Annotated in this window: 15 protein-coding genes; 8 read left to right on the forward strand and 7 right to left on the reverse strand. The window is 36.5% G+C overall.

The features are described from left to right. The first annotated feature begins 122 nt into the window (after positions 1-122). Both HX124_RS00385 and HX124_RS00390 read left to right on the forward strand, forming a co-directional pair. On the forward strand, positions 123-527 hold the full coding sequence (locus tag HX124_RS00385; protein WP_286381601.1) for an NUDIX hydrolase: 405 nt from the start codon (positions 123-125) through the stop codon (positions 525-527). 75 nt (positions 528-602) lie between these two features. After that, the gene (locus HX124_RS00390) at positions 603-1655 is read left to right on the forward strand and encodes a DUF1176 domain-containing protein (protein WP_286381602.1); all 1053 of its coding nucleotides are present in this window, start codon (positions 603-605) and stop codon (positions 1653-1655) included. Between the two features lie 14 nt (positions 1656-1669). Here HX124_RS00390 and HX124_RS00395 read toward each other — a convergent pair whose 3' ends face one another. The 3 genes from HX124_RS00395 to HX124_RS00405 form a co-directional block, all read right to left on the reverse strand. After that, the gene (locus HX124_RS00395) at positions 1670-2605 is read right to left on the reverse strand and encodes a tRNA dihydrouridine synthase (protein ID WP_286381603.1); all 936 of its coding nucleotides are present in this window, start codon (positions 2603-2605) and stop codon (positions 1670-1672) included. Positions 2606-2877: 272 nt separating this feature from the next. After that, positions 2878-3057, reverse strand: coding sequence for a hypothetical protein (locus tag HX124_RS00400; protein ID WP_286381604.1), 180 nt, complete (start codon positions 3055-3057; stop codon positions 2878-2880). 167 nt (positions 3058-3224) lie between these two features. Further along, on the reverse strand, positions 3225-4034 hold the full coding sequence (locus HX124_RS00405) for a cytochrome C assembly family protein (RefSeq protein WP_107008197.1): 810 nt from the start codon (positions 4032-4034) through the stop codon (positions 3225-3227). A 144-nt stretch (positions 4035-4178) separates the two neighbouring features. On the opposite strand from HX124_RS00405, the gene ffh reads away from it, so the two are divergent. Both ffh and HX124_RS00415 read left to right on the forward strand, forming a co-directional pair. Next, on the forward strand, positions 4179-5588 hold the full coding sequence (gene ffh, locus HX124_RS00410; RefSeq protein WP_107008196.1) for a signal recognition particle protein: 1410 nt from the start codon (positions 4179-4181) through the stop codon (positions 5586-5588). Between the two features lie 118 nt (positions 5589-5706). Then, positions 5707-6267, forward strand: coding sequence for an RBBP9/YdeN family alpha/beta hydrolase (locus HX124_RS00415; protein ID WP_286381605.1), 561 nt, complete (start codon positions 5707-5709; stop codon positions 6265-6267). A 93-nt stretch (positions 6268-6360) separates the two neighbouring features. On the opposite strand, the gene HX124_RS00420 is transcribed toward HX124_RS00415, so the two are convergent. From HX124_RS00420 to HX124_RS00435, 4 genes are all read right to left on the reverse strand, one after another. After that, complete coding sequence (locus tag HX124_RS00420; RefSeq protein WP_286376348.1) at positions 6361-7047, reverse strand: toxin-antitoxin system YwqK family antitoxin; 687 nt, start codon at positions 7045-7047, stop codon at positions 6361-6363. A 143-nt stretch (positions 7048-7190) separates the two neighbouring features. Beyond that, a complete protein-coding gene (locus HX124_RS00425) occupies positions 7191-7907 on the reverse strand; it encodes a toxin-antitoxin system YwqK family antitoxin (protein WP_286381606.1) in 717 nt (238 codons plus the stop codon). Between the two features lie 336 nt (positions 7908-8243). Then, the gene (locus tag HX124_RS00430; protein WP_286381607.1) at positions 8244-8984 is read right to left on the reverse strand and encodes a type III pantothenate kinase; all 741 of its coding nucleotides are present in this window, start codon (positions 8982-8984) and stop codon (positions 8244-8246) included. Next, positions 8981-9745 (reverse strand): biotin--[acetyl-CoA-carboxylase] ligase, encoded by a 765-nt coding sequence (locus HX124_RS00435; RefSeq protein ID WP_286381608.1) that lies wholly within the window; start codon positions 9743-9745, stop codon positions 8981-8983. The genes HX124_RS00430 and HX124_RS00435 overlap by 4 nt, the downstream gene beginning before the upstream one ends. A gap of 30 nt (positions 9746-9775) precedes the next feature. On the opposite strand from HX124_RS00435, the gene HX124_RS00440 reads away from it, so the two are divergent. The 4 genes from HX124_RS00440 to HX124_RS00455 all read left to right on the forward strand — a co-directional run bounded on the left by HX124_RS00440 (position 9776) and on the right by HX124_RS00455 (position 16064). Next, positions 9776-10585 carry a sulfite exporter TauE/SafE family protein gene (locus HX124_RS00440; protein ID WP_286381609.1) on the forward strand — a complete coding sequence of 270 codons (810 nt, stop codon included), beginning with the start codon at positions 9776-9778 and terminating at the stop codon, positions 10583-10585. A gap of 315 nt (positions 10586-10900) precedes the next feature. Beyond that, positions 10901-11596, forward strand: coding sequence for a GntR family transcriptional regulator (locus tag HX124_RS00445; RefSeq protein ID WP_107008189.1), 696 nt, complete (start codon positions 10901-10903; stop codon positions 11594-11596). Positions 11597-11623: 27 nt separating this feature from the next. Continuing rightward, a complete protein-coding gene (gene smc / locus HX124_RS00450) occupies positions 11624-15076 on the forward strand; it encodes a chromosome segregation protein SMC (protein WP_286381610.1) in 3453 nt (1150 codons plus the stop codon). A 1-nt stretch (position 15077) separates the two neighbouring features. Further along, a complete protein-coding gene (locus tag HX124_RS00455; RefSeq protein WP_107008187.1) occupies positions 15078-16064 on the forward strand; it encodes a cell division protein ZipA C-terminal FtsZ-binding domain-containing protein in 987 nt (328 codons plus the stop codon). The last annotated feature ends 48 nt before the right edge of the window (positions 16065-16112 follow it).

The following is a 16112-nucleotide window of genomic DNA, read 5'->3' on the forward strand; positions in this document are numbered from 1 at the left end:
GCTTTGATAAATCCTGTTGTGTGGAAATCTAGCTATAGCATCAGGTACAAAAAAGAAATATGCTCAAGCATTTCTCATGAGATAAACTCTGAATTATCTTTGAGTAGGGAAAAGGATTTTCCATGAGTTTTCATGATTTTTATCGTATGAGTTCGCATGCTGTAATTTGTAATACTCAAAATGAAGTTCTTTTATTAAAAGCCACTTATGCTGATTGTGCATGGGGTTTACCAGGCGGCGCTTTAGATCTAGGAGAAACGATTCATGCGGCTTTAATTCGTGAGTGTCGTGAGGAAATTGGTTGTGACATTCAAATCGATTATTTGTCAGGTGTTTATTTTCATTCTGTAGTAAAGTCTCATGCTTTTATTTTTAAATGTACTTTAGCAAAAGATGCTGAGATCAAGTTAAGCGAAGAGCATTCAATGTATCAATGGTTTAAGCTTGATGAGCTGTCTGCTGTACAAAAAATAAGAATAGTGGATTGTTTAAATTTTCAAGGTACAGTACAAAGTAGAGTATTTTAAACAACAATAATTCAATAGGTTTTTCATCAACTCGCTTTAAAATAACAAGGATTTAAATACAATTAGAGCATTGAGATGAATTTTAATTTACAACAAAAAATAGCTTTAAGCTTTTTGTGTTTGTTCATACAAAATAGTAGTTTTGCAGCGATTCAAGGGCTTAGTTTTGAACATAAAGATTGGACCTTAGCCTGTGATAATACAGGAACTTGTCGTGCAGCAGGTTATCAAAATGGTGATAGTAATGACCCTATAAGTGTATTATTAACCCGAAAAGCAGGTGGAAATACGCCCATAGTTGCAGAAGTACAGTTTGGTGAATTAGAAGAAAATCAAAAAACAAGTGACAAGTATGAACTCAAAATAGATGGAAAATCTTATGGTTGGGTGAAAAATAATACTGAGTCAAATCTACTCAATGCCAACCAACTTAAAGCTTTGCTCACAACAGCACAGCGTGAGGCTGTGGTGACTTTTGAATCAGGTCAACAGCATTATACTTTGTCAGGGCAAGGAATGAGTGCTGCATTGTTAAAAATGGATGAGTTTCAAAAACGTATAGGAACTTCTTCGGCACTGATTAAAAAAGGTACTCAAGTCAATCGCAATGTTTTGGCAGCAGCAGCGAAGCCGATTGTTGTAGCTCAAGATTTAATAAAAGCGAAAGAAATAAAGCTTTTACCAAAAAGTGAAAAAGCACAAAAAATCATAACTTTGTTAAAAAAGACCACAAATGCTGATGATTGTCCTGTCTTATTTGATCAATCTGAATACTCAGACACAGACCGTTTGGTGATTACGCCTCTCACAAAAGACTTAAATGCTGTGTCCAATGCTTGTTGGAAAGGGGCTTATAACTTTGGTTGGGGCGTTTGGGTCATGAATAAAGACTTGAGTGCAGTAAAACAATTTGTCAGTTATTCCATTAGTGATGAAGTCGATAGCCAATTATTTGAAAACCATAAAGGGCGAGGGATTGGCGATTGTTGGTCACAAGCAACATGGACGTGGAATGGACAGCGTTATATCCAAACTTTGGATGCAACAACAGGATTATGTAAAGGTTTTGCTGGCGGTGCTTGGCAATTACCTACTGTTGTTGCAGAAGTGAAAGGTTTAAAGCAATAAGTTGTGCGTTGAAGTTAACATTTTGAAAGGTTGAGTTTTTCAAGTACTTCATCAATTTTTTTCAAACGTTTAACTTCACTCCATAAGGCTTGAGCTTCAGGATAGTGTTTAGACATCATGCCTAGCCATTGTTTATAACGTCCGACCATATTCACTTCTTTTTTATAGTCACCATTTAAAAAACGAATTTGTAAACTCAGTAATTCATTCCATGTGATCAATGGTTCATCAATATTTTTTCGAATACATTGGGTTAGGTCAGGCGTCGTAACAGCACCACGACCAATCATTAAATCTTCACAGCCCGATTCAAGTTGGCATTGTTTTGCATCAGCATTTGTCCAAATTTCACCATTGGCAATGACATTGATGTTGAGTGAGTCACGGATCGGCTGAAGAAGATCCCAAAAAGCAGGCGGTGTATAGCCATCAGCTTTGGTACGCGCATGTACCGTTACCCATGCTGCGCCTGCGTCTTCAATGGCATGCGCATTTTCCATGGTAAAATTTCGATCTATATAACCCAAACGCATTTTTGCTGATACAGGAATATGCATAGGTACAGCATCACGTACAGCCTTAACCAACTCATGTACCACTTCAGGCTCATCTAAGAGTACTGAACCACCTCGATGACGATTTACAGTTTTTGCAGGACAGCCAAAGTTAAGGTCAATCGCAGGTGCGCCAAGTTCAGCAGCACGAACTGCATTGGCTGCAAGCATGTCTGGATTATTTCCTAAAAACTGTACATGTACAGGTGTTCCTGCTGCCGTTTTACCGTCATTGTTTAATTCAGGGCAATAGCTGTGATAAATATGATCGGGTAATACCGAATCGGTGACACGAATAAACTCAGTGACGCACCAGTCAAAGCTGCCAACTGATGTTAAAACATCACGCATAATTGGATCGGTTAAGCCTTCCATTGGCGCAAGCACAAGTTTCACTGAATTACCTAAATGCGAAATCTAAACAGGAGCGTTATACTTTTTTTTACATAAGTTGTCTAGCAGAGGTCATGATAAAGAGCGTGATGTTAACGCTGAGTTTAAAAAGAGCATTCAAAAGTATGCTTTAAGTCAGAAGAATTTTGAGTGTCCGTTTTAATTGAGAATACACATTTAGATAATAAAAATCACGATCAAGTTTAAATAAAGTGATTTCATCATGTTCATTTATGTATTTGCTATAAATAAACAAAATATTCTCTCATTTCGTACTATTTTTTCTTCTCAGTGACACAAGAAAATGTGCAATAACGGTCATTGTCATAGGTTGACACAATTCCATCATAATTAGGGTCGGCATCTTTGATGAGAAAAACTTGATCACATTGACGACATTGATCCTCAGTTATTGTATTTGAGTCGTCATATTCAAGATACGTTATAATATTCATAATCAAGCCTTTTTTGATAAATTTTAAATACATATTTTTTTTAGGAGATTAAATAAGTTACATATTTAAAACAAGTCAAAAAACTTAATTTGACGAATTATTTTTAAGTTTTAGATAAATGGTATTTGGGTTAAGAGGAGAAAGTTAGACATGTTTTCTCCTGAACTTTAACGATTTAGCACCATTTCCAAAATAAATTTTGAACCAATAAAGCCGATTGCCAATAAGAAAAAGCCAATAATGGTAAAGCGAATGGCTTTTTGACCACGCCAACCAAATTTGTAATGTCCAATCAACAACGCACCATAAACGAACCAAGAAATAATACTAAACGCAGTTTTATGTGCTAAATGCTGTGCAAAAAAGTTATCAACGGTAAAGAAGCCAAAACCTAGAGCAATGGTCAATAAACTAAACCCAGCCACTAACATATCAAATAGAAGTGATTCCATCACTTGTAAAGGAGGCAATAAACTGACCCAGACGCGTTTTTTTTGTTTTTTCTTGAGCTCTCTATTTTGTAACCAAATTAAAATGGCTTGAATTGTTGCCATCAATAAGACTGCATAGGCAGATAAAGATAAAATAATATGAATATCAAGCCCTAAAGAATGCACCTCCATAAATTGGCGAGGTAAGCTAAAAGCAAAACCTAAAATCAAGCCTAAAGCAGCAACAGGGATTCCTAATAAATTTAGAGCAATAACAGGACGATAGGTGCTAAATAATACACTTAGTAATAGCATTAAGCCTGAGGTAAAGGACATTAAATTGAAGACGTCATAATTTATGCCTAACGGAGTTAACATACTAGAAGAGACCACCAGAGTATGTAAAACTAAGCCTAAACCCAACACGACACCAATAAACCAATGATTTGGTGCACGTTTAGACATTAGATGCATAAATAAATACCAAAATGATGTGGTATAGGCAATTAATGCTAAAATAGTGTAAACCAAGGGGAGGCTAATCATGTCAAACCTTTTTCGGGATGATAAATATTCATGTTATAAGATATAAATTCGATATGAACTCAAGTATCCTATCGCATCTTATGCAGAAATTTTCTATTTTAAGAAAGATTTTTTTGCTACTAGCTATTTTAAGCGGATTTTGCAATGTTTGATACCTTAACAGAACGACTCACGCAGAGTTTAAGAAATGTTACTGGCTCAGGGCAGCTAACCGAAGACAACATTAAAGACACGTTGCGTGAAGTGCGTATGGCACTTCTAGAAGCGGACGTTGCCTTACCTGTAACTCGTGAGTTTATCGCGAAAGTTAAGGAAGAAGCATTGGGTCAAGAAGTCATGACTCAGCTTTCTCCAGGTCAAGCTTTCGTGAAGATCGTCTATGACGAATTGACCAAAATGATGGGCGCAGCGAATGAGACTTTGGACCTAGCTGCAAAGCCACCTGTTGTTGTACTTTTAGCTGGTTTGCAAGGTGCGGGTAAAACAACCACAGCTGCAAAATTGGCTCGTTTTTTAAAAGAACGTCAAAAGAAAAAAGTCGCAATGGTTTCTGCTGACGTTTATCGTCCAGCGGCAATTAAACAGTTACAAACTGTTGCAGCCGAAGTTGGTGTTGACTTTATTGAGTCAGATGCTTCTGAAGACCCAATTAAAATTGCGCAACGTGCAATTGGTCAAGCCAAAATTAATTTCAATGATGTGTTAATTGTCGATACCGCAGGTCGTTTGCATATTGATGATGACATGATGGATGAAATCAAAGCATTACATGCTGCGATTAACCCAACTGAAACATTATTTGTTGTTGATGCAATGACGGGTCAGGATGCTGCCAATACAGCAAAAGCATTTAATGATGCCTTGCCATTAACAGGTGTAATTCTGACCAAGACTGATGGTGATGCACGTGGTGGTGCGGCACTTTCTGTCCGTGCAATTACAGGTAAGCCAATCAAATTCTTAGGTATGGGTGAAAAACTTGATGCCTTAGAGCCATTCCATCCTGAGCGTGTTGCACAACGTATCTTAGGTATGGGTGATGTACTTTCTCTTGTCGAAGAAGTTGAACGTAAGATCGATAAAGAAAAAGCTGAAAAAATGGCGAAAAAATTGCAAAAAGGCGGAAGCTTCAATTTTGAAGATATGCTGATGCAATTTGAACAAATGAATAAGATGGGCGGGATGATGGGCTTCTTAGATAAGTTGCCTGGCATGAGCAATTCAGGGATTCAAGATGCAATCGCGCAAGCGAATCCTGAAAAGCAAGTCAAAAAGATGGAAGCGATTATCCAGTCGATGACCATCAAAGAACGTCGTAACCCAGACTTGATGAACCCTAGCCGTAAAAAACGTATCGCAGCAGGTTGTGGTATGGATGTTGTTGAAGTTAATAAACTGATTAAACAGCATGCACAGATGGCAAAAATGATGAAAAAATTTGCAAATCCATCTGGTATGGCAAAAATGATGCGTTCATTGGGTGGTTTACAAAAACAATTCGGTGGCGGTGGTGGAATGGGACCATTATTTGGTAATAATGAGCCAAAAAAATAAGTTTTTTCACCCAATAAAGGAGTACGGAAGTACTCCTTTTTTATAAAAAAATTACATTATAAAACGGATACTCCAGTTATCCTTACTACTTAAAAATGATTGATAAGAAGAATGATGTATGAATACAGTTTTTATTGTCCATGGCTATCGTGCAGCACCACAAAATCATTGGTTTCCTTGGCTTGCACAAAAAATTCAATCCGTGGGTGCTGCATGTGAAATTGTCCATTTAGAAGACTCTAGTGCTCCACAATATGAAGTTTGGAAAGAGTGTTTACATATGCAAATTTCACCTTTAGATGAAAATAGCATTGTTGTTGCACATAGTTTGGGCTGTCTCAGCAGCTTAGATTTTCTATCAGAAGCACTCAAAGGCAAAAAACTGAAGGCTATTTTTTTAATAGCACCTTTTAAAGCGTCATTACCTGCATTACCTGAGTTAAATGGTTTTATTCAGCAAGCAAAAATTGATGAGCATGTGATTCGTACTGCGATTCAAAAACGTTTTATTTTTTTATCAAATAATGATCCTTACGTTACCGCACCTGAGAGTATCCGCTTAGGATTTGCAATACATGCTCAGATGGTTGAAATAAAATCAGCAGGGCACTTTATGCAGGATGATGGTTTTGTTGAATTTTCTGAATTATGGGAAAAATTAAATCACTTATTGGTTTGAAGTTAAGTGGGTTTAACGTGAAGTCAGTTGTTGTGATCTGATGGATTTGGGGAAGCGAATAATAAATAGACGCTTTCCCAATTTTGAGCTTATTTATTCTTCATCAGTTTTTTTGTAAATATCTTCAACAATATCATTGATTTGTGTATTGTCTGTGACAGCTTGCCCTTGACGATCCCATGCTTTAGCATCATAAATAGATTGTTCATCTTTATAGACCACAGAACCTTCTACCGCAGGTTTGCCATTTTCATACCAAAATTTAATTTTATATGAATTGACTTCTGGGTCTGCTATTTCATATTCAAAAGCTTGCTGCCCATTGTGATAAAAGGTTTTCGATAATCCAACCTCTACACCTTCTTTATAATTTGAAACTGATGAAACTTGACCATTTTCAAAGTAAGTTGTGATTGGACCATCAGTAAAAATAATATCAAAACTGCGTAAAGCTAAAGGTTCTTTGATCCAAAATGGAGAAGTTTGTTGTTTATTATTTTTCTGATAAAAATCTTGTACTAAAAAGCGTCCATCTTTATCACGACCTAATAATTTACGATAAAAGCCATCTTCTGTTGGAGTGGCTGAATAACCAGAATCGTATTCTTCACCCTCAGATGCATCTTTATCAAAATAGGCAATAATTGCTTCAGATGTGCTGAGTTGTTGTTTGTACTCAGTAGGAATAGTGTTTTGATTAATCGTTTGTAGATTACTACATCCAGTAAAAGCAAGTCCTAAGATACTTACTAAAAAAATTTGTTTAAATTTATACATCATAAAGTTCACTTATTATCAATATGCTTTAACAGATCTAAGATACAGTTCAGAATGATCTGCATTGTTATTTTGACCTATCATGATTGATTTTCAATATAAATTTGTAAATATCAATCTGTATTTTTACTTATGCTTCATAGACATTAAAAATATGAATTCAATTTCTTTAAAATACTGTCAATTTTTTCATTATCAGTCACCAAATGACCATTTTTATCCCAAACTTTGCTGTCAAAAATACAGTGATTATCTGATGGGTTGATTTTTAAGTCAGCAGCGAGTTTGCCATTTTCATACCAAATTTTTTGTAAAATAAGTTCATCATTGACGACATCTTCTGCAAATGCAATTTGTCCATTTTGATAGTAATACTCATTTTTTCCTACTTTTTTAAAGTCTTTATAATGATGTTTTAGATGTATATTGCCATTTTCATAATAGGCGACCATTATTCCATCGGAAGATATGCCATCAAAACTTTTTAATGCTGAGACTTCTTTGATCCAATAAGGATCAGTTTGTTTTTTATGGCTATTTTGAAAGAAATCTTGTACCAAGTAACGTCCATTTTGATCACGATCTAAAAGTTTCCGATAGTAACCATTTTTTACAGGAACTTCAGAATAGCCTTCGCCAGCAGTGTGTAGTTGAGTGCTCTGTTCAAAATCTGACGATTCGGCAGCTTCGGGTGCAAAATAGGCAATAATAGATTGTTCATTTTGCTGATGGTTGTCATGCTTGTTCACTTCAAGTGTCTTTCTTTCAAGTGGTTTTTGCTGGGCTGTATTTGATGGGTGAGTACATCCGATCAGTATAAAACTGACCAAGCTAGCACTGAACAATGGTTTTCGCTGATACATGTAGATATCCTTGTTTTTAATTGGATTTTCTATTTAATTGATATTTTTTTACTTTTTTTCATGTTATACCATTTGATTAAAGTTAGATAATATAAATTATGTGTTTGCACAGACACAACATACTTTGAAAGGTTTAAATTGCTTTGCGTAGTCAATGCCTCACTTTTCAAGGATAAAAAGTGACAAAAATCCTTTGTTGAGCACAAGCTAAGTCCCTTTACCTGTGCTCAACGGCGACATCCATGTCGCCTCACGATAACATCGCCACGTTTAAATCAATTTATGCAGAAAAGCAAAAGCGACTAAGTTATATAACGTTAATTTAACAGATTGGTATTAATTTTGATTTTTAAGGTAAATTTCTAAACCTTTGAGCAGTAAATCTGCTTCGATATGGGGCGTGTATTTTCCTAAAAATTGAGCAAATAATTGAGCATCGCCACCTGTTAAAATCAATTTTCGTGGAGATTGTTGAAGTACATGTTCAATTGTGCTGAGTAAGCCTAAAAAGATGCCATGATGTACTGCATCAATTGTATTTCGTCCGGGGCTTAGCTCTTCAAAAGCTGCATCTGGGATTTTAATACCTTTTGTATTTTGAATGAGTGAGTCACGTTGTAAATATAAATTTGGAACAATATAGCCGCCTAAATGTTGCTGACCTTGGGTGAGATCAATGGTTAAAGCAGTACCACAACTAATCACACACAAGTCTTCATCTTGATTTGCCACAGCGAGCACTTGCAGCCAACGGTCTATTCCAAGTTGTTTTGGGTCATCATAACCACACTTTAGCCCAGCATACTCAGCATGAACTTGAGCAAAGTAAATAGGCACATCTAGAAGTTTTAAAATTTTTTCAATGCGTTGATTATTTTTTTTATCTTGAACAGAAGAGATTCCAACTCGCGTAATGGCTAAATTTTTAAAGTGTTGAATGAGACCTAAAAGCAAGTCAGCAGGAGATTGTAGGTGTAATTCGGCAGCATGTTCTACAATATGATTGTTTTCTGTAACCCAATACTTTAAACGTGTATTTCCAATATCTAGCCAAAGTTTTTTATCGTGAATATTCATAGCTCACCTTGATTTGCTAGACGTAAACGTCCTTGATAGACATTGATTAAACCTTGTGCTGTTTGTAAATTAACAGATCCATCATCACTGATGCCTTTGAAAGTACCTTCTATATCGCCTTTGATTTGTTCAAAATGAACTTTTTGATCCATAAATGCAGCATAGTGATTGAAGCGAGCGGCAAGGTTATAGCAGCCATGATCAAACCATTGACCTGCTTGTTGAATGGCAAGGTAAAGTTCGCTGATCATTTGAATGCGATTAGGATATTGCACACCTAATTGCATAACCGAGGTTACTTGTTGGTCAATTTGTTCGGCGGGAAGGGGTAAAAGGTTAATACCTACGCCAACAATAGCTTCATTGGATGAAAGTGGTTCAACTAAAATCCCGCCCCATTTCCCTTGTGAACTGTATAAATCATTTGGCCATTTAATTTGTAAATGATTTAAATCTCTTAAACTTGGCATTTGTAGAATATTTAAGGCAATTTCTAAAGCCAAACGACCATCAATTGTTGTTTGAGTTTGCAGCAATGTGCTTAAATAAATATTCCCAATCGGAGAAACCCACTCGCGTTGACGCTGTCCTCGACCTTGAGTTTGTATTTCACTACACACCAATACTGTTTTAATTCCTTTTAATGCGATATCTCGTACATCATCATTGGTTGATGTAGTGCTATGTTTTAACAGCAAAATTTCAGGGAGTTGCTGTGCTTTGCTCAGTAGTTCGCGCAGATGACGTGTTTCTAAGTCCATGTTGAATATGAATAGAATGGAAAAATATTTATGGAGTTAATCATATATTTAGGGATTGGCGCAATCGCTGGTTTTGCCGCAGGACTATTTGGTGTGGGCGGCGGTTTAATTATTGTCCCTATTCTTTATGTCGTTTTTACCCAAATGGGCTATGACCCTACAGTGATTATGCACCTTGCTTTGGGGACGTCATTGGCAACCATTATGGTGACTTCAATCAGTTCATTAATGGCACATCATAAAAATGGTGCTGTGCTTTGGTCTGTCGTGAAAAATCTTGCACCTGGTTTAGTCTTAGGCTCATTTTTAGGTGCAGGAGTTGCAGGTTTATTATCAGGTGCAAATTTACAACTGATTATTGGGCTATTTGCCATTTGGGTGGCTTATAAAATGTTTAAAGGGGCAAATGTCAAAATCGACGAAACCAAGCAATTACCTTCAACCACCATGCAGCTTTTAGCAGGCGGTGGTATTGGTGTTGCTTCAGCAATTTTTGGCATTGGTGGGGGAAGTTTGACTGTACCTTATCTCAATAAAAATGGTGTAGTCATGCAAAAAGCTGTCGGGACTTCAGCAGCATGTGGCTTGCCGATCGCAATTGCTGGTGCGTTGGGTTTTATGTTCTTTGGAGCTAAAGCACAAATCAATGTGCCCAATACCCTTGGTTTTGTACATATCTATGCTTTTATTGGCATTAGTATTATGAGTTTTATTACAGCAAAATTAGGTGCGAAAGTTGCACATGCATTGTCTCCTGCGATGTTGAAAAAGTGTTTTGCTGCTTTACTTACAACCATTGGTTTATATTTTATATCTCAAGGTATTTCTGCTTTCTTCTAAATTGTATGTGTAATCTTAGTTTTATGAGTAAGCCTACTTATTTCCCTATAAAATGTGGAAATAGGTAGGTTTTTTATGAATAATTTTTAAAAATAATTAATAGTGTAGATAAAGTTAGTCATATTTTTAGCTCTATTTTTGGGCTAAATTCAAGTTTAAAATAAATTTGCTTCTATTCGTCTAATTCGCAGTGCAATTGACTCAAAATTCGCTAAAATTGTCCGACAATGACATAGAAATATCAGAGTTGAATCGTTTTAATAAAAATTCAATCAATGATATTGATCACAATAAAACAAATAAGACAGGATTTTTATGCATTTGGAAGAAGTTGAAAGCCTTTCAGAGCAAATCGCCAAACATATTAGTGAACAAATTATTAGTGGCGAGTTGGTAGAAGGGGAACGTATACAAGAACTACGGATCGCTAAAGAACTTGATGTGAGTCGAGGCTCGGTGCGAGAAGCACTTTTGCTTCTCGAAAGGACTCATCTTATTGAAATTTATCCAAGACGTGGTGCAATTGTCTCTGAAATGTCACCACAACAAGTTCGCGCTTTATTTGATACAAGTTGTTTGTTTCTTGGTCAAATTGTGCAGCGTATGAGTGAAACATGGCGTAACCACGAAGCAGAAACTTTGCAACGTTTAATGCTTGAATTAAATGAACATGTAAAACAAAGTAATACTGAAAAATTTTATGACAGTATTTTCCAATATTTGGCTGAACAGCAGGATATGGTTGGCAATCCTTATTTAATGAAATTTTATAAAGAATTATTGCCTTCTTTGCGTAGAAGCTATTTTTTAACCTTAAATACCTCACGAAGAGAGCTACAAGAGGGCTTAGAACTCATAAAACTCGTGATTGATGCAATTTTAATCCGAAAATCACAACAAGCTACTTTATTTATGGAAGATTTTTGTCGACACTTGCGTAATCTCGTGTTGGAGTCACTAACACGTATGAAACAAATTGAACTCGCTTGGGCGCGGAGATCGCGTCGTTAAGTGATGTTGGCAAGTAACTAGGACATTATGCGTTTAAGCAGCTTAAAACTCTCTGGCTTCAAGTCTTTTGCAGATAGTGCAACTCTACAATTTAAAGCAAATCGTACAGCAGTGGTTGGTCCCAATGGTTGTGGGAAATCAAATGTCATTGATGCCATTCGTTGGGTGATGGGTGAGTCAAGTGCACGTCAACTTCGTGGTGGCAGCATGCAAGATGTCATTTTTACAGGAACAACGAAACGTAAACCTGTGGGGATGGCAAGTGTTGAGCTACGTTTTGAAAATACTTATGGAAAGTTAGGAGGCGCATATAATGCGTATTCTGAACTTGCTGTACGTCGTCAGGTGAACCGCGATGGGAAGTCTGAATATTTCTTAAATGGTACCAAATGTCGCCGTCGTGATATTACTGATATTTTCTTAGGAACAGGATTAGGACCACGTTCATATGCCATTATTGAACAGGGCATGATTAATCGTTTGGTCGATGCTAAACCTGAAGAAATGCGTGTTTTTATTGAAGAAGCAGCAGGCGTATCGCGTTATCAAGCACGCCGTAAAGAAACATTGCAACATTTAGAACATACCTCACAAAACTTAGAACGTTTAGAGGATATTTCTAGTGAATTACAAGCACAGTTAAAAACATTGAAACGCCAATCTGAGTCAGCAGTTCAATACAAAACCTTAGAAACAGAAATACGAACATTAAAAATTGAAATTTTGTCTTTTCAATGCGAACAAAGTTCACGCTTACAAGAACAATATTCCATAGAAATGAATGAAGTTGGAGAAAGTTTTAAATTAGTTCGCTCAGATTTGACCACTTTAGAACATGATTTAGCAGCAACGAATGATTTATTTCAACGCCTTATTCAGCAGTCTTCACCTTTGCAACAAGAATGGCAAGCAGCAGAGAAAAAGCGTGCTGAGTTGCACATGAAGTTAGAGCAAAAAAATAATATTTTACAGCAAAATACAGAAATGTTGGAGCAGCTAGAACAGCAAAAATCCCAAACAAAAGAGCGTATTCAACTCTTTGAATTACAGTTAGAAACACTCTTTGAGCAAGTTGAAGAACAGACAGAAACGCTGCAAAATTTAAATGCAGAAACACAGCAAAGTCAGCAGAATTATACTGACTTAAAAGCACAGCAGGTTGAAGCACAACAACACTTTGAACAGATCAAAGCACAAGTTGAAAAACAACAGCAACAAAAAGCACAGATGCAGGTGCAAATTGAGAATTTAAATAAAAATATCACTCGATTGGAGCAGCAGAAACAAAGCTTTAAACAGCAAACTGAGCAAGTTCAGAAGCAATTTGAACAGCAAGACCTCATACAGCTTGAACATGAAAAAGTATATCAGCAACAGCAAATTATTGAATTGGAAGAACTTATTCGGCAGCAAACAGCGGCTTTAGAGCAACAACAAGAACAATATAATCAGCATAAAACAGCATATGCAACATTAAAATCTGAGATTCAGGTTTTACAGTCGGAGCAAAAAAACTTAAATCAATTATTGGTTAAAAGTTCAAAGCTGCAAGATAATAATGCGACGTCCTTGATGCAAAACTTAAAGCTTAATGCGCAAGGAAAAACGTATGCAAATCTGATCGAAAAATTCTTGGCAAAATGGTTGTCGGCTCAGTTTGTTGACCCGCAACATTCTTTTCAGGAAAATTTAGCACGTCAGTTAAAAGCAACGACCCATCTAGAAAAAATACAGCTTGAAAATTTGATATGTTTAGCAGATTGGATTGAATTTCCACAGTCTTCAATGTGGCAGCAGGTCGCAATTGCTGAAAATTTACCTCAAGCCTTAACTTTACAGCCTCAGTTGAAAGTTGGACAAAGCATACTAACATTGGATGCTTATCATGTCGGGCAAGACTGGGTGATTGGTTTATTGTTTGACGAATCAAGCCAAGCTGCACAAGGTGCACTCAGTCATCGCTTACGTTTGGAGGAGATTGAACAAAGCTTAGTGGAGTTGGGTGTTCAATATACAGAAGTTGAAGGTTTAATTTCTGAGTCACAACAGCAGTTGAATGAATGCAAAGCACAATTACAAACAAATCAAGAGCAGCTTGGTGTTCAACAAAAGCAGCGACAACATTTAGATGTGCAAATTGCAAAACAACAAAGTGTTGTACAGGCATTTGAAGTACAGAAAGTACAACTTAATCAACAATTACAACAGTTTGATGAGCAGCTTGAAGAAGATGCTATGCAAAAAGATGATTTAGATATTGATTTGCATGCATTGATTTTAAAACTTGAACATAATTTACCTACATATAAAACTGCACAATTTAAACTTGATGAATTGAATGAAAAGCTTGAAACGCAGCAGCAATCTTCTCAACATAAACAACATAACTTCGAAGCAACCCGTCGTTTCTTAGAGCAAAATAAGCAGAAAATTGAACTGTTAGAAAAGGATATGAACTTTTCAAAAGTACAATATCAGCAAGTTATGTTACAAATAGAACAATCGAAAAAGCAGATTGATCCGATTCAACTTGAGTTGCCAAGTTTGCAAACTGAATGTACAGCGCAAGCAAAACATACAGATCAGCTTCAGAAAACATGGCAGGAATGGCAAACTGAGCTGAATAATGTACAAACTAAACAACAAAATTTGACAGAAACTCGCCATTTACATCAACAAAATGATGAAAAATTGCGTACTCAGTTAGAAGAGAAGCGTTTAGCATGGCAAGTCGCGAAGTCAGATTTTCAACATTATTCTGAACAATTAAATGCCTTAAATGCCAAAGTGAAACAGGGCTTAACGCTAGATCTGGTTGTACATCAGCAAAACTTAGAAAAAGCGCAACGCCAGTTTGATAAGTTAGGAGCGGTAAATTTAGCAGCGTCAGAAGAATATTTAGAAGTATTTGAGCGTCATGAAGCATTGACACATCAAATGCAAGATTTAGAAAATACAGTAGATCAACTTAAAAATGCGATGAAGAGCATTGATCTAGAAACTAAAAAGTTATTTATGGGCACTTTTGATCGAGTGAATGCAGAACTTAAACATCTTTTTCCAAAGGTGTTTAATGGTGGTGAAGCCAGTTTAAGTCTTGAAGATGACTGGCAATCGGGTGTTAAATTAATGGCACGTCCACCAGGTAAACGTAACAGTTCACTGGCATTATTGTCAGGTGGTGAAAAAGCACTCACTGCTTTAGCATTGGTATTTTCTATTTTTAGATTAAATCCAGCGCCATTTTGCGTACTTGATGAAGTAGATGCACCATTAGATGATGCGAATGTAGGAAGATTTTGTAATTTGGTAAAAGAGCTTTCTGAACAAGTACAATTCATTTACATTACGCATAATAAAGTTGCAATGACGATGGCAACCGATTTGCTGGGTGTGACGATGCCCGAACCGGGAACATCAAAACTCGTCACTGTGAATTTGGAAGAGGCAAAAGAATACGGTTTAGCCGCGGAGTCGTAGTATGGAAATCACCACAATCGTTGGGATTGTTGTTGCAGTCATTATTATTCTTATTGGTTTAAGAATGGTATTACGCAAATCAGATGATGCAGCACCTTCTTTAGAGTCAGAATTACATATTAATTCTGAAAGTAATCAGCCTGTTATACCACGTCATGTTCGTGATCAACTCCAAGCCGATCCGCCAAAAGAAGCAGCACGCGTAGAACCAGACTTAAATACTTTAAACGCAACTTCGGTTGCAGAAGAAGCAAAATCTGAGAAAGTTGCTGTACCTGTAGAAACAGTCAGTGAAAAAACAACGGTCACAACTGAACAAGTTAAAGCTGAAGTGACAGAAGTGAAAGCAGCTGAGCCTGAGCAGTCATCAGAAGTGATCAGCACATTGAAAACGGATGAAACTCAATCAACTGAAGTTAAAACATCAACTGCAACAGAAGAATTTAGTTTAAATCCAAATATTGAAACTGCTGAAATCAAAGAGTTCGATGAAGAAAGTAGTATTTTAGATGTGCATTTACATGAGCAGCAGCGTTTTGATGATGAAAGTACATTAGCAAATGCAGAAAGTATTATTGCTTTAAATGTTTATCCAAACCCACGTAAAGCACTTTCAGGAGATAAAACTCTGAAAGTTTTATTGAAATATGGCTTACGTTTTGGCGAACTTTCATGTTTTCATCGTTATGATAATATTGATGAACCAAGCCCATTAATGTTTTCTGTGTTGCGAATTACGGATGAAGGTCCAGCAGGTTTTGATTTAGAAACCTTATCGGCAGAGCAAGTGAAAGGTTTAGCATTTTTCTTGGCTTTACCGCATAGTAATGTGCAAAAAGGTTTCGATACCATGGCAAGCATTGCAGGTTTGATTGCACGTGAAGTCGATGGCACAGTGTATGATGAGAACAACTTGGAATTTACGCCACAGCTAAAAGAACATTGGCGCCATAAAGCCATTGATTATCGCTCTGAACAAGAGGCATAAAGCAAATTATTGGTTTGTAAATGACTTAAACCTCATCGATTGATGAGG

This window comes from Acinetobacter sp. 226-1, assembly GCF_030329325.1.
Classification (GTDB): Bacteria; Pseudomonadota; Gammaproteobacteria; order Pseudomonadales; family Moraxellaceae; genus Acinetobacter; species Acinetobacter sichuanensis.